15 protein-coding genes are annotated in these 15,574 nt (G+C 38.4%); 12 read left to right on the forward strand and 3 right to left on the reverse strand.

All coding sequences use genetic code 11. The annotated features are described in order from the left end of the window. Positions 1-4: 4 nt before the first annotated feature. Positions 5-1,660, forward strand: coding sequence for an SgrR family transcriptional regulator (locus ACXJY6_RS03500; protein ID WP_458767404.1), 1,656 nt, complete (start codon positions 5-7; stop codon positions 1,658-1,660). A 371-nt stretch (positions 1,661-2,031) separates the two neighbouring features. Here the strand turns inward: ACXJY6_RS03500 and ACXJY6_RS03505 are convergent, their stop codons facing one another. Further along, entirely contained in the window at positions 2,032-4,710 is a 2,679-nt protein-coding gene (locus ACXJY6_RS03505) for a bifunctional acetate--CoA ligase family protein/GNAT family N-acetyltransferase (protein ID WP_458767405.1), read from the reverse strand. A 211-nt stretch (positions 4,711-4,921) separates the two neighbouring features. Between ACXJY6_RS03505 and ACXJY6_RS03510 the strand changes: the two genes are divergently transcribed. Then, positions 4,922-5,491, forward strand: coding sequence for an SPOR domain-containing protein (locus tag ACXJY6_RS03510; RefSeq protein WP_458767406.1), 570 nt, complete (start codon positions 4,922-4,924; stop codon positions 5,489-5,491). A 126-nt stretch (positions 5,492-5,617) separates the two neighbouring features. Continuing rightward, positions 5,618-6,616, forward strand: a complete 999-nt coding sequence (locus tag ACXJY6_RS03515; RefSeq protein ID WP_456050425.1) for a D-alanine--D-alanine ligase — start codon at positions 5,618-5,620, stop codon at positions 6,614-6,616. On the opposite strand, the gene ACXJY6_RS03520 is transcribed toward ACXJY6_RS03515, so the two are convergent. After that, on the reverse strand, positions 6,609-7,577 hold the full coding sequence (locus tag ACXJY6_RS03520) for a site-specific integrase (RefSeq protein WP_458767407.1): 969 nt from the start codon (positions 7,575-7,577) through the stop codon (positions 6,609-6,611). The genes ACXJY6_RS03515 and ACXJY6_RS03520 overlap by 8 nt on opposite strands. Positions 7,578-7,717: 140 nt before the next feature. Here ACXJY6_RS03520 and yciH point away from each other — a divergent pair, with 140 nt between their 5' ends. The 7 genes from yciH (at position 7,718) to ACXJY6_RS03555 (ending at position 13,144) form a co-directional block, all read left to right on the forward strand. Further along, positions 7,718-8,029, forward strand: a complete 312-nt coding sequence (yciH, locus tag ACXJY6_RS03525; protein WP_456050423.1) for a stress response translation initiation inhibitor YciH — start codon at positions 7,718-7,720, stop codon at positions 8,027-8,029. Between the two features lie 95 nt (positions 8,030-8,124). Next, positions 8,125-8,598, forward strand: a complete 474-nt coding sequence (locus ACXJY6_RS03530; protein ID WP_458767408.1) for an NYN domain-containing protein — start codon at positions 8,125-8,127, stop codon at positions 8,596-8,598. Positions 8,599-8,731: 133 nt separating this feature from the next. Continuing rightward, positions 8,732-9,706, forward strand: a complete 975-nt coding sequence (locus ACXJY6_RS03535) for an SLAC1 anion channel family protein (protein ID WP_458767409.1) — start codon at positions 8,732-8,734, stop codon at positions 9,704-9,706. A 24-nt stretch (positions 9,707-9,730) separates the two neighbouring features. Then, positions 9,731-10,072, forward strand: a complete 342-nt coding sequence (locus ACXJY6_RS03540) for a carboxymuconolactone decarboxylase family protein (protein ID WP_456050420.1) — start codon at positions 9,731-9,733, stop codon at positions 10,070-10,072. Between the two features lie 1,142 nt (positions 10,073-11,214). Further along, positions 11,215-11,808: a hypothetical protein gene (locus tag ACXJY6_RS03545; RefSeq protein ID WP_458767410.1), complete on the forward strand. Its 594-nt coding sequence runs from the start codon at positions 11,215-11,217 to the stop codon at positions 11,806-11,808. Positions 11,809-11,851: 43 nt separating this feature from the next. Next, complete coding sequence (locus ACXJY6_RS03550; protein ID WP_458767411.1) at positions 11,852-12,652, forward strand: DUF2971 domain-containing protein; 801 nt, start codon at positions 11,852-11,854, stop codon at positions 12,650-12,652. Positions 12,653-12,802: 150 nt separating this feature from the next. Continuing rightward, positions 12,803-13,144 carry a hypothetical protein gene (locus tag ACXJY6_RS03555; protein ID WP_458767412.1) on the forward strand — a complete coding sequence of 114 codons (342 nt, stop codon included), beginning with the start codon at positions 12,803-12,805 and terminating at the stop codon, positions 13,142-13,144. Positions 13,145-13,285: 141 nt separating this feature from the next. Here ACXJY6_RS03555 and ACXJY6_RS03560 read toward each other — a convergent pair whose 3' ends face one another. After that, positions 13,286-13,861: a TetR/AcrR family transcriptional regulator gene (locus ACXJY6_RS03560; RefSeq protein WP_458767413.1), complete on the reverse strand. Its 576-nt coding sequence runs from the start codon at positions 13,859-13,861 to the stop codon at positions 13,286-13,288. Between the two features lie 124 nt (positions 13,862-13,985). Between ACXJY6_RS03560 and ACXJY6_RS03565 the strand changes: the two genes are divergently transcribed. Both ACXJY6_RS03565 and ACXJY6_RS03570 read left to right on the forward strand, forming a co-directional pair. Continuing rightward, on the forward strand, positions 13,986-14,384 hold the full coding sequence (locus ACXJY6_RS03565) for a GFA family protein (RefSeq protein WP_458767414.1): 399 nt from the start codon (positions 13,986-13,988) through the stop codon (positions 14,382-14,384). 98 nt (positions 14,385-14,482) lie between these two features. Further along, positions 14,483-14,962 (forward strand): hypothetical protein, encoded by a 480-nt coding sequence (locus ACXJY6_RS03570; protein WP_458767415.1) that lies wholly within the window; start codon positions 14,483-14,485, stop codon positions 14,960-14,962. Positions 14,963-15,574: the final 612 nt, after the last annotated feature.

Raw genomic sequence — 15,574 nt, forward strand, 5'->3', positions numbered from 1 at the left:
CTTTATGAGTAGTCAGCGTTTACGAGTCCAATTTGAAACCTTGTTTGAACACTTTCACGGAGTTGATGTGAATGTTCAAATAGAAGAAATTACTGACATTTTTTCTTGTACCCGCCGTAACGCTAGGATGGTTTTGAATAAACTTGAAGAGCAGGGGTGGATAGAATGGCACCCGTCTGCAGGCCGCGGTAAATCATCACAGTTAGTTTTCAAGCAAAGTCGAGATGAAATAAGTCATCATCTTGCTCGACGCTATTTAGAAGATGGCAACTATGCTTCAGCATTAGCCGTTTTAAAGTCTGATCCGTCAGAGCTGGATCAAGTTTTACTTGATTATTTTGGTGTTCATATTGATGACGAACTACCAATTGCACGTTTCCCCTATTTCAAACCTGTAGCAACGCTCGACCCTATCAAAGCGCGATCTCGAATGGAACAACAACTGATAGGGCAAGTATTTAATGGATTGGTAAAATATGACGTAAATTTGGGTGTTAAAGCAGATCTGGCATATAAGTGGGAAGCAATTTCAAATACACATTGGCGTTTCTATTTACGTACAGGGGTGTACTTTCACAACGGTCAACGCTTAGACAGTTCTCATGTTGCTCTCTGTATATTAGATTTACGTCGTTTTTCGTTTTACAGTCATATCGACGATGTCATTGTAGTTTCTGATAATATTGTAGATATATTGCTGACATCACCAGATATTCATCTAGATAGAACATTGGCAGAAACTTGGGCAAAAATTCGGTTGTTGCGACACGAAACGATCGATGAGTCAAAAGTCACCACATCACAGTTGATTGGTACAGGCCCGTTTAAGCTTGAAAAATATGACGACGATAAGTTGGATCTCGTTATTCATGATACCTATTTTGGCCAACGTCCTCTAATCGAGAAACTTGAAATACAAATACTTACCAATGCGCCATTCGCGTTGACTTACCCTTCGTTCGATTGCCCACGTCGTAAGAGGGAGTATAAAAATGAAGAAGCTTATTTAGACTTTGGATGCAGCTATCTAATGGTAAATCAACGTTCGGGGGTAGCTCAAGATAACGATTGGGCGCGCTATTTAGCTACGAAGTTAAATTCGTCTGCTATTTTCCGAGAGATTTCCGTATCCTTAATGGTTAATTACCACTTATTACCCGCTTATGGAATGAAGTCTGGATGGTATCATACGAACCAAACATCGGATGTGGTACGACCGAAATCGAACAACACAATTACCTTGGCTTACTGTGAAAGACACCCTTATTTTCATTACTACGTTGATGCGATTATCGCCATATTAGCAACGGATAATATTGACGTTGAAGTGGTTAGTATTCGTGATCATATCGAGGGTGGTCACGACGTCGATGTCATTTTAGATTCAATAGACCTAATTGATAACAATAACGATTCGTTAGTGAGTTGGTTATTTAACTCATCCCACTTAGAACAGTTTTGCACACCAGAGCAATTTACATATCCATATTCATTGGTTGAACAGTGGCGTATCGGTGACGTTATGGACTTCCCAGTCAAATCGTTAAGTAAATGGTTTATTCAACATCATCACATTATCCCACTATCACACCAGTGGCTAGGTTGTGAAGAAAATTGTTATCAGCATCATATACCGTTAAATGACGCACTTGTAGTGTAAATTACTTGTTTATCTCAAAATTGCCAATCAAAGAGGCCAACTAAATCGTCGAAAAATAGTGCCAATCGATCATGATCGCTATTTAGACGAATTAATCGCCACTTTGGTTGTACTATGACCTGTGTTAGTGCATTATTGCCGCGCTGGATGGTTGGTGAAGACTGATCTATAAACTTGAACGTCACTAAATGAGTAAAGGACAAATAATGGCACTAGCGTTAATCCTCTTTTTCCTAGCCGCTGCATTTTGGATGCTGCGTCAGGAACGTTAATATTTCGGTCTCCATTCTTTATAAAATTGAGTCGTAATGAATTAAGCCTCTCCAAATAGTAAATCAAGATCTATTATTTGAAGAGGCTTTTTATATGACCTAGTTTAGCTCCATACTCATATCAGCGGTACCATCTTCAAATTGAACATCAATGGAAAACCCCATTTTTTGTGCTAGTTGTAACATTCCTCGATTTGTTGGCATTGTCATACCTGACATTCGTTTGGTTTGTTTAACTTTGCAGTACTCGATAATTTTATCCATAAGTAGATATCCAAGTCCCATTCCCTTCATATCTGAACGAACTAAAATTGCAAACTCGGAGTCTTGATTGTCTGGAGAAACCAACGCTCTTGATACACCTATAATTGTGTCTTGATGGTTTACACTCATCACAGCAACAAATGCCATTTCACGATCAAAATCTATCTGGGTTAAATTCGCCAGAGCCTCATGATTAAATTCGCCCACTTCCGTAAAAAAACGGCGGTAAAGATCTTCTTTCGATACATGCTTAATAAAATCGGCGTGCAGCGGTTCATCTTCTGGAAGAATGGGGCGCAATAAGATTGTTCGTCCATCTTTTAGTTGAGCCTTGCTCTCTAATTCAGAAGGATAGGGGCGAATCGCTAGTCGTTTTTGGCGCGGACCACTGTAGGCTCTCAATGTTATGTCAGCATCCAACACGGTAAACTTATTGTTGTTCGCCAGTAATGGATGAAAATCGATTTCATGAATTTCTGGGCATTCGATGATCATTTGGGAAACCTTGACCATTAAGCCGGCTAATGCATCGATATCGATAGTACCCGGTAGTTGCTTAAGACGGAGCTTTCCATTTCTAATCGCTTTAGTTATCACGTAACGGGCTAGCGCATTATTGAGTGGCGGTAACGACGCTTCCGCATCGAGTGCAATGTTCCATTCAGAACCACCTTGCCCAATTAATATTACAGGCCCGAAAACCTGATCATTTTTAACTTTTAAGCGCAATTCTTCTCCGCCTGCTAATTGTGCCATCGCTTGTACGACAAGGCTTTCAATTCTTGCGTCAGGATAATTCTGTTTAACACGGTTAATGATGGATACAGCCGCATCCTCGACTTCACTTCGGTTGTGTAAGTTAAGCACAACACCATGTACATCTGACTTATGAGCAATGTCTGGTGACCGCAATTTAACCGCAACTGGATATCCAATTTTATCAGCCACATTCCCCGCTTCAATATGATCGGCAGCTAACCATGTTGCTAGAACATTAAAGTTAAATAACGAGAGTAGTTCACCAATTTGGTGTGTATCGAGATGATGAGCGTTCCGATCAAGTGAATGTTGGATCCAGGTTCTCGCTTGCTTGAGTTTGATCTCTGGAATTGATGACTCAGATGTTGGTGTTTGTATTAGTTGCTTTTGGTTTCGCTTGTACTCAACCATGTGCATTAATGCAATTACAGCACTTTCGGCAGTACGGTAGGTCGGAATCTTAGCTTTATTGAATAAAGCACGCGCATTTTTGGTCGTCGTCTCACCTGCCCAATTAGTTAATACGTTAAATTGTCGCGACTTTGGATGCGCTTGAAGGGTGTCAATAATTGCTTGAGCGGTTTGATCAGATTGTGCAACAGCAGAAGGGCAATGCATGACCAAGATAGCATCAGCGATATCGGAATCTAACAGTAGGTTCAAAACTTGCACATAGCGTTGGTCATCTGCGTCACCAACGAGATCAATTGGGTTACTGTGTGACCAACTTGAAGGTAATATGGCACTAAGTTTATCACGTATGTCATCATCCAATTGTGCCAGTTTCCCACCTCGATCTAACAAGGTGTCAACAGCCATGATTGCTGGTCCGCCACCGTTGGTAATGATGGCTAAGCGTTCACCGCGAAGTGGCACCGAATGAGTTAGAGTCTCTACCGCGGCAAACAATTCATGAGTATTTTGGACTCGAAGCATTCCACTACGACGAATTACCGAATCGTAAATGATATCCAGAGATTCTATACCACCGGTGTGTGCATAAGCGGCTGCAGATCCTTCAAGAGTTCTACCGCCTTTTAAGACGAGAATTCGTTTATTGCGTGATGCAGCACGAGATGCAGAAATAAAACGCCGCGCATCACGTATTGAATCGATATAGAGAAGGATGGAGTCGGTATGGGTGTCGGTCGAAAGAAAATCTAACAAGTCGGCGAAATCTATATCTGAGGCATTTCCTAATGAGATGAAAGCCGAGAACCCAATTTGCTTTTCATAAGCCCAGTCTAAAATGGTTGTACAGACCGCTGCTGATTGAGAAATGAACGCTATATTCCCCCGTAACGCAGATATAGGAGAAAATGATGCGTTGAAATTTTGCCATGGTAGCAACACGCCTAAACTATTTGGTCCTAGGATTTTAATCCCCGCTCTTGCTGCGATTTCTTCACATTGTTGCTGGATTGACTTTCCTTTTTCACTTTCTTTATTCATATCGGACGACAAGATAATGGCAACGGGAACTCTGCATTGTGCCAGTTGTTCGAATACCTCAATATTGTGTGAAGCATTGGTACATAAAATCGCGACGTCGGGAACCAATGGGAGAGCATTTACATCGGGGTAGGCTAGAACGCCACAAACCGCCTTATATCTCGGTGTGACCGGCATAATAGCACCATCAAATTTCGACTGTAAAAGGTTGTTCATGACGACATTTCCAGCACGAAGTGGGCGATTCGAGGCACCGATGACTGCTACAGATTTTGGTCTGAAAAATGGAGTTAATGTCGACATACTTATTTCCCTCTTCACATTTTTAGTTATCGTATGTCTAATACGAGACAAATGCTTGTTCTAGCGATAAAAACTCATATATAGTCTGGCCTTATCTAGTGTTTTTGTGTTATCTGTCACATCATTAACTAGGGTATGCACGACATGAACTTGATTATCACGAACTCTGTCGGCATAGTTAGAAAACCGTTTTCTCAGGATTTTATTGATTATGAATACTAAATTTTTGCTATGCGCATCCGTGTTTTTAACCGCCTGTTCATCAGGTACTTATGTTACGGACGTTAAAACGGAAGGTTCTATCCAAGACTACAATGTAGCCACAATAGAACCTGTTATAGCAATTGAAGAAGCAGCTGTACCATCTCTCCAAGATGCGAAAAACGAAACAAAAGAAAAGGCGACAAACTTATTTGGTACCGAGACCACAGCGGAACAATCGACAGCGACTATTGTCGATATCAAACCACCAACAGAGAAACAAATGAAGGCAGCCGCTAGATTTGGTTATTCAATACAAGTGGTTGCTGTCTCAAATGAAATGGAAGCAACCAAGTTTGCGTCACAATTACCTCAACAAGTCGAGCCAATTTGGCAAAACTACAAGCAAGTCAATGGCACCAATTGGTATACGGTCTTGTATGGAGATTATGCGACAAAATCTGATGCAAAACTTGCGATTAAAGACATGCCTAAAAATATCAGAGATTTGAAGCCGTTTGTTAAAAGCATCGATGAGATTAAGAATTCAGCATATCCAATGTTGAAAAAACTAAACTAATGTTCTTTTAAAATATGAATACGCTTGATAATTAGGCAATTAGAAAGCGTTTATTATAAATTTTTTGGATATAGTCGGGTTCTTAACTATGATAGAGCATCAAAAATACACAATACGGAACAAGTGATGGATCAAATTAATATACTGTTGTTGTGTGGTGGTACTTCCGCTGAGCATGAAGTTTCGGTTGTTTCCGCTGACTATCTCTATGATGAACTAAGAAAAAGTCGTCAGTTTAATGTTATACGTGTCGAAATAAAATCAGATGGTTGGTTTTTTGAAAATACCGAACTTGCGTATTTAGACACGAATAATGCAACGATTAATAGTAAATCGAGTAGCAACAAAATTGATTTTGTCGTTCCTTGTATCCACGGTTTTCCTGGGGAAACCGGCGATATCCAATCAATGCTTGAGTTAGCCGGTATTCCTTACTTAGGATGTGGTCCCGAAGCAAGCAACATCAGCTTTAATAAAATCACTTCAAAACTTTGGTACGATGCTCTTGATATACCTAACACACCTTATATGTTTTTATCCGAAAACTCACCACAAGCAATTGAAAAAGCGAAAGACTTTTTTAGTACTTGTCAAAATGGAGTGTTTATAAAAGCTGCTTGCCAAGGGTCATCCATAGGGTGTTACAAGGTCACAGATTCGAATTTACTAGGGGATGCAATTGATAAAGCATTTGGATATTCGAATCAAGTGTTGGTCGAACTCGCGGTTAAGCCTCGAGAATTGGAAGTTGCTGCTTATCAAATCAATGGTGAGCTGCACATAACCAAACCCGGTGAAGTGATCGCTCCCGATGGAGCATTTTATACTTATGAAGAAAAATATAGTTCATCAAGTCACTCACTGACTAAAATTGAAGCTAGTGATCTCACTTTGTCGCAGCGTGAAGAAATTGAGTGTTATGCTCGCAAAGTTTTTACACATACAAAACTGCGCGATCTATCGCGCATTGATTTTTTTCTGACTCCAGAAGGTGACGTATTCTTAAATGAAGTAAATACATTTCCTGGTATGACACCTATATCAATGTTTCCAAAAATGTTGGAAAACAATGGTCATAAAGTTTCAGAATTTCTTGCAAGTGCCATCCTATCTCGGATCAGTTAATTTTATTGAAAGATTTAAATATGAGTTTTCCTTGTTCTGCCAAATGAGTTTTTCCTAAATACAGATTTGGCATTACAGGGCTATTCCAACGTCCAAAACTTTGAATGTCCTTTATGTTATAACCTTGACTAAAGAGCTCTGTGACGGCACCAACCCGAGCTGATTGACCGGAAAAACTTAAATGTTCCGGGAGTCCAAGCATTGTTGAGGCTTTTTTAAGAATTCGATAAATAGATGAATCATTCAAAACAGCATTATTTATCTGCTGGTGACGATTGATTGAGCGGAATACGGGACCTTCTAACTTATCTAGTAACAAGAACCAACGATTAAGAGCCTGGCTTGTATCGCAGGATAGTTGATATGACTTTTCTGATATCTGAACGATTATATTGTCATCTTCAGATGAGCTATTTGTGAATTGGCTAAAATTAAGTTCTCTTACTTCACTTCTTTTCAATGCGCATTCAAACATAATCGAATAAATGGCTAAATCTCGGCACGCTACAGGAGTAGAATCAACAATCAGTAGATCGCGGATTCGTTCTAAATGATTTAGTGTAAATGAAGGGGTTTGCTTCTCATCGCCGAGCTTTTCAAGTTTCAATCGATTAAGTAGAAGGCTAACTTGAACTGATGATGTAGGGTCTTTATAGGATAAGATGTTATGAATATTTGATATTGTGATAACGTAACGTTTTAACGACGAGAACTTACGCTTATGACTCATCATCGTTATAAATTCTAAGACGGTATCCACGGAAGCTGGTAGAAAGGGACGCTGCTTTAACTTCGCATAATCGGTAAAACTCAACCAATCTCTGCGTATTGCCAATAGTGAGTTACGAGAATATTGTTTCTGAGTCATCATTTGTAATTGTTCGATCGAGATGTCCTGAGATAAATAACGACAATAGCGGTCTTTATCAAATTGACTTTTTACGATAACGTTTTTTTTCATTCTAATGCACTATAACTAAGTAACTATATAAATAATAATATCATAAATTTCACACGCTATAAGATAAAGCCAACATAACAAATTCAATAAGATGTGATAAAATCAAATATTATATTCGCTAGCATACATGAGTACCTCCCATGACATTAGTATACTCAACCGAAACTGGCCGTATTAAGCCAGAAGCCGAAAAAAAACAACGACCAATTGGTGATGGTATCGTCCGTATTCAACGGGTAACAAAGGGCCGTAAAGGCAAAGGCGTTTCTATCATTACTGGACTAGGCTTAGAAGATGCGCCACTAAAATTACTGGCTGCAGAATTAAAGAAGAAATGTGGCTGCGGTGGTGCAATCAAAGATGGTGATATCGAAATCCAAGGAGATGTACGAGATAAATTAAAGCAACTCCTTGAACAAAAAGGTTATAACGTTAAGCTTGCAGGCGGCTAATTCATAAAAAAATTAGTTTATTCGATATGATCACGAGCGATCTTTTTCGATCTCTTTTAATTTTAGTTATCCATTTACCGTAAGGTGCTTTTGCAATGGAAAAAATAGTTCTGCTCGTCGATGTACAAAACGTCTATTACACAACCAAACAAGCCTATAAACGTAACTTTGATTACAATGAATTTTGGCGTCAGGTGACAAAGGATCGTGAAGCCGTAAAGGCAATTGCTTATGCAATCGACCGTGGAGATGAAAAGCAACGTCAATTTCAAAATATTTTAAGGGCGATTGGATTCGAAGTTAAACTAAAGCCATTTATCCAACGTAGTGATGGAACCGCAAAAGGTGACTGGGACGTAGGCATCACATTAGATGCTATAGAATATGGGCAGCAAGCTGATACCGTCGTTTTAGTGTCTGGAGATGGCGACTTTGATCTACTGCTACTTAAACTTTACACAAATTATGGTGTAAAAAGTGAAGTTTATGGTGTTCCTCAACTTACCGCCTATTCTTTGATTAATTCGGCAAGTCAATATATTCCAATTGAAGGCAATCTCTTAATGTAGTGCAAGCCCATATGTTGCATATGTAAAATAAATAACTTTCTTGGAGCATTGATTTTTATTTTGAGGCTTTAACTCTTCAGAACAAAATTTTCGTTAGTAGGGATTAACACCGTTATCGTATTAGGGGAGTGACATGATTTCACAACCAAGCAATCTTAACCACTTCGTAGAAAATAAACTCGTTCATTTCCCAATATCATTGTTCGCGATAATCATGGGCCTAAGTGGGTTAACGATTACTTGGAGTGTCAATAGTTGGTCAATCGCATATCCAATAAGCTTACTGTTAGCCACATCCACATCATTAATTATGCTCATATTCTCAGCGTTTTATCTATTTAAAATCTTTAAGTTTAAACAAGCCGTATTGCATGAATTAAAACATCCAATACGAATGAATTTCTTCCCAGCTTTCTCAATTAGTTTATTGCTGATATCAGCTATTTGGAACGATTACGCTACATTGTCACTAATATTGTGGAGTGTGGGAACAATCGTGCAATTTACATTAACTTTGTATGTAATGACGAGCTGGATACATCATAGTCACTACACAATATCTCATGTAAACCCAAGTTGGTTCATTCCAGTCGTCGGCAACATCATCGTACCGATTTCAGGAGTAACGTTAGGATTTATTGAGTTAAGCTGGTTCTTTTTTAGCATCGGAATCGTTTTTTGGATAATTCTACTCACCGTATTGTTCTATCGCCTGTTTTTCCATGACCAACTTCCGCCAAAACTGTATCCAATGCTGTTTATCCTTTTAGCGCCGCCATCTATCGGTTTTATCTCTTATACACATATCATCGGTGGCATTGATAATTTCGCACGGATACTCTACTACACCGCCATATTTTTAAGCATTTTGCTTTCTATTAATATCATTAAATTTGCTCGTTTACCGTTCTACTTAACCTCTTGGGCGTATTCATTTCCAAGCGCGGCACTGGCTACGGCAACCGTTAAAATGGCGCATTTGATAAACAGCGATATATTAGCGATATTGGGTCAGTTGTTAACATTAGGCACAACGGTATTAATTACTTGGTTAGTAATCAACACGATAAAACTAGCCAAAACGGGCGGCATTTTCGTATCAGAATAAAAGTCTAAAAAAGGAATCAAAATTATGGCTAAAAGCTACAAAGAACTCAATCAATCGCTGCGCGAGCAGGGGATGGAATACAAAAATTCCAGTCCAGCGACACTCAATGCCTTTGTTGCATTACGCAAAGCGGTCATGGTCAAAGGCGAGGTGAGCATTAAGAATAAAGAATTGATCGCCACAGGCATCGCCATTGCCGCCCGTTGTGATGGTTGTATTGCTTCGCATGTGTCCGCAGCGTTAAAGGCAGGAGCTACACGTCAAGAATTAGTCGAAACCATTGATGTCGCTGTATTAATGGGAGGCGGCCCCTCAGTTACATACGGAATCCAGGCACTTGCGGCTGTTGATGAATTGTCAGCATAGCTTGAATCACAATAGCGACAAACGTTTAGGCAAAATTGATGATCAAAACTCAGCGTTGCTTTTTGATGATCGCCATCTAACGAAAGAAGGCTCTTATTACTTATATAACTTATTCTTAAAAGAAGAACTATATAAACTCATCGAAGAAAATCATTAGACAAAACTCTCACTCAATCGAATTTAATATCGTTAAGTGCGTATTGGATTCGATTGAGTAAAGACTTACAAATATAGGCATCGAAGTTGATAAAAAAGTTCTAATCATGATGAGTCTTCAGATAGGGGAAATATCTTAGTTTACATAAACATTATTTAACTATTATGGGTTCTAAACAAGTACATAAGTAAATAATCGACCTAATTTTAAGTAATGTATTGTTTATATTAAAAATAATATTTAAAAATATACAGCGGCACCTTCATGAACCGGATTTAGCTTCATGAACTTCAAATCTAAGGGGTGCGAATCACACAATAGTGTTTTCATAGGTTCATGAACTTAACATCTCGATTATTAGAACTTCATCACAAAACTATCCGCCTGAAGGCAATATTGCTCAATATATTTAATGAACAATAAAAATCCAACAATTAAGCCATCACCTGCACCATTGCACTAATACATTTTTGTCCAAAACCTTTCTAGTTAAAAATATTAATAGTTAGGTAATAACCCGCACGATGGTCAATTATTCCTACTCGTTAACCGTCTGCCTTTCAGTAGGCTTTACTGTATACAGACTGTATCCCGACATTCATATATGTCGCCAGATTTTTCCTAAAAATTTGCTTACCACCTCCAAACTCCTACATTTGTATATTTATACAGTCCATTGGGTTTTTAATCTCGTCTGACATCTAAAAATGGCTTGTTTTGTCGAGAGTACGGTGACGCTTTGTATATGTAAAATTTGATAAGTTATTATTAATCAGATAGTTGTCTTTGCCTTTGCTAAGAAAACGCGCATTGTTAAAAAGTGATAACTCGCAGGCTCGTTTTGAACTGATAACAAAGTGCGAAATATGACATATATGCTTTAATTTTTAGTGAGTTATGGTAACTTGGGTAAAAGTTAGGCGCGCAGAAAAACGAGACGGCCTGTTATTAAAAATGTTAGCTACAAAGTCAATATAGGGAATATATGTTCAAGTTTAGAAAGGAAATCGGCTGGTCTGAAATAATAGCTTTAGGTGCTCTTATTTTAAGTGGTTTGGCATATATTACATCTTTGAATGCAAACAAACCTTTCATAGTTCATGGCAGTGGGCTGATTAATTATGCCGCAATAAATAATGATCAATGTTCATATGCACTATCTGTCCCAATAACATTTCACAATTCAGGAAAGCAGTCGGTAACTTTAAAGCAACTCTTACCTGATGGCGATTTTCCACTTGTTAGTTTCGTTAACTTCTCGGAAAAAGATTTAGATATGAATTTGCCATATAAGGTTTATATGTCAAATACTTCTATCGGTCCAGTTCCATTAATGTGGCTGGAACAAATAAAAACTTTACCGGAGTTTAAGGCTTCTTATAAACATATTGGTGAACTTATTAGACCCTCAGACAGCCTGAGTTTTTATCTAAATATTGTAATTGAACCCAATAAAAATTTGACTAAATATAAAAATATATCTGCATTTTTGACCCTTAAAGCTAGTTTTAGTAATGATCAAATAATTCCTTTGAATGCTGCGGTTGAACTTGCTGGTATTGGTGAAAATTGTAGCTAATAAGGCGTTATAAGCTCTCTCGACTCTTACGGAGAATAAGTAATTGGAACTAATTTATCATTATACAAGCGTTGCAGGATTAAAAGGGATTTTAAGTCAAGACTCACCAACGATGCGAGTGACTGATTCTCGGTATCTAAACGATACGAATGAAATTCTTCGTGGTCTTGAACGAGCTGCTAATGAAATATCTCAGAACTTAAGCGCTAAGAAATATGAAGAACCAATACCTAATACAATTGAGTTTATGGAAAAGATTATCAGCTCTATTGGTAACTCTCTATTCTTCACTGCATCTTTCTGCAAAGAAGGGGATAAATTAGCGCAGTGGGTGTCATATTGTCCCCCTAGCGGAGGGTATTCAATTGGTTTTGATAGAGTGGCATTAGAAGAAAACGCTCGAAAACAAGACTTTGAAATTCATGATGTGAACTACAACGAAGAGCCTTATAAGTTTATAGCATCTGCCGCGAATGTAGAACAAGCAATTGATGCGGTCGAAAATCAAGTAGAGCGAGACATGGCTCTTTATAATCTTGTTCCAATTGCAGCTAGAGAGATAGCAATTACCAAGGATGCTAAATTTGAAACCGAGAATGAAGTAAGGCTTTTTTCAAAAAGACCCAGCGTTGATTTTGCGCTTACGGGTTTGGATTTTTTCGAAAAAACAAGCATTTTGGTCCCTTTTTTGCCATTTGACTTTCCCAAGCATATTGTAAAAAAGATTATAATTGGCCCAATGCAGCATAAAGAGCTGGCATTAAAATCTCTAGAAATGTTTAAAAAAATTTACGGTTATGACTTTTCTATCGAGTTTTCTCAAATTCCATTGAGGCAGTTTTAGTGCTTATAACAAGTCACTCAAAAGGACAAATAACAGTTGGTTTTTGCTCCTTCGTCGCTTATTTTAACCAACTATCATTTGCCTCTTAGTGGGGCGTTATGTTTTTTAAAGGTGTAATATTTTTGCAGGCTAATTAAGCAGAGGTTAGGAATGAAACTAAATAATTGTTGTAATACCAATACTCTCAAGCTGGTTAGACGAATTTACAAGTCAAATGCAGACAAATTTGATGTGAAACAGTGTCCCGATTGCCACATTTATTGGCTCTATCGTTACCGAGAAGAAAATTGGTGGAATAACCTCCAGCTTAAAGAAAACGAGCATGAAGAATGGTATGTTCCCCTAACTGAATGTGAGCTTGAAAAAGTATACAAAATGGATTTGTCTAATATTGGATATCGTTCTGGTTTTACTCATATAAGAACTACTGTTCCACTAGCTAGCAGTGCTGAATGGAAAAGACTAAAAACCCCTGTAGAAAAACCTAGCTAGGACTCTGTGTCCATTGGCACTTAGCATACGAATTTAGCAAACATAAAAAGTTAATCAACTGGGCGCATTACGGTTATCATCGTTTTTGAAAAAGAAAAAGACGTAAACCCAACACCAACCTATACGCCAGTTATTAAAGTGTTATATTCCACCCAGCTTCAGCCCCGCCTCTCGTCGACATGCTTGCAATAATTTTGCAACTGAATTCTCATCGCGTATAGTTCTTGCTATTGCTACCGAACCGATGAGCATTGCAGTTACTGACAAAATGTCATCCTCATTGCAATCGATATAGCTACTAGCATATTCCAAAATAGCTTTGTTCATACTACCGTAGACCTTTGCATAGGTTGCTTTTGTTTCTTCATCATGCATGACTATGTCCGTAGCCAAGAATGCAAGTGGGCACGGATATTCACCCCGCACGTGCTCCAAGCTAAGGTATCCATCAAGCAGTAGGCATAACCACACCTTATCGGTGGTGCCTGCTGGCTTGAGTTCGGCAAGCTTAGTGTCATTAGCTGCAAATTTTAAAGACTCACGATACAGTACCGCCTTACTGCTGAAATGTGCGTAAAATGCTCCCCTCGTGAGTCCGCAATCTTTCATTACTCCATTCACAGTAACACCATCAAAACCTTTGACAGTAAATAGCCTGAATGCACTTTCAAGAATCCTTCTACGGGTGGTTTCCTTGTGTTCTCTTGTGTAAGGCATGGGTTCTTATACGCTTAAAATTTAATATGATCTGTATCATATATTATTTCGGAATTAACATGTAGCCTTAATGTAAATTGGAAAAATGAATTTAATCAGCATTTATATTTCACGGAGACGGGAAATGAGTAAAATAAAAGGTAGTTGTCATTGTGATTCTGTAAACTGGGAGTTTGATCTCCCTATTAAGACAGTAGTGAAGTGTCATTGTTCTATGTGTAGGAAGTTTCACGGCTCAGATCACAGTACATATGTTGTTGTCCCAAAGGAGCAATTCTTGTTATCGAAAGGGAAAGGCTCGATTACTAGTTATCGAGGAACAAAGGTGTCACATAAGAATTTTTGCTCCAAGTGTGGTACTCCAACGCATTTAGTAAATGGCAAACACTTTCCAGATGATGTTGTTCTACCGCTTGGAGTAGTTGAAGATTACATAGATGAGCTGGCACCGCAGATTCAGGTATATACATCTGAAAAGGCGAGGTGGTCATGTATACATGATGATGTGCCAGTATTTAGCTAAAAATATAACAAGGCAAATCACACGGATGTCAAAACTGCCGTTTCGCTCTGGTTTTTCCACCGGTGTTTTCGGCGTTATATTCAATGAGGTATTGAGCCGTGGAAGTTAATAAACACATATATTTATCGGCAAGGCAGTTTTTACAGCTTTGCCAAGTGGCTGAAATACATAGTGTAGAAATATATGATTATAAATATGCGTATAATGCTAACTTGGCGTTTTCTATAGAGCTATTTCTAAAATCGATTGACGCAATTTCCGAAGATAGGCTAGTCCTTGAAGTTGGTGATGCTCAGATATTTAAGAGTTTTACTAAATCTAATTTAAAAGGGCACAGGCTAAGTCAATTGTTTTCTAAGCTAGGAGACACAACGCAGTCCCTTTTGGATCGGGCATTTGAAAGTAGCAAGTGGAATTTGGGAATACAATCATTACTCGAAGTTCTGGAACTTTTAGATAATGCTTTCATTGATAATAGATATTCTTATGAGAATGCCGCTATTCATTTAGGAAATGACCCTGAATTGTTGTTAGCGACAGCTCAATTTTTTAACGAAGTGTTGGTTCCGCAAAAATGAATATAACAAGAAGGTTTAGGTCTCGAGATACTTATTAGCTTGGTAGGAACAATGTCTTGGCCGATAATCGTTTCTGTCTTAAGGTTTGTCAGGAGTTAGCACAGACCGACTCATTTCTGTATTTCAATCTTACCTATATAGTGCAGGTTTCTGGGTAAAACAGGTGTGAATCTAGAGATCTAAAACTACTGTATTCGTCCACCCTCATTTTAAGTATAAGACAATAAATAAACGGATAAAGCTTAGAGTTACTTTTTACTTCTTTTACCCCAGAAATTACCCCACCTTAAGTTGAAAAGTATTCTGTCTAACAAAAACGCATCTATTACGTCGGTGTCTATTCAGTTTGTATTTTGAGGTGAGGGCTATCAATATTGTAGTGGACGAGTAAAGTTGACCATGACCTTGTTGGCGATTGGAAGGTTGGCCGATTCAGGCTCCCTAAGTAGCTGTGGTTCTTCGAGTTCACTCTATCGTATGAAATTCGTAACAAACTTTTGTCTATGTTCGAGTTAGCGAGTTCATCGCTAACTCATTTATGCCCGTGCGACCTGAAGTCGTATGAAGCGTTGTTCACCGCTTTATGAGTGAACCATCTGTATCACCAGATGA

The sequence above is a fragment of the Vibrio phycocola genome (assembly GCF_054404255.1).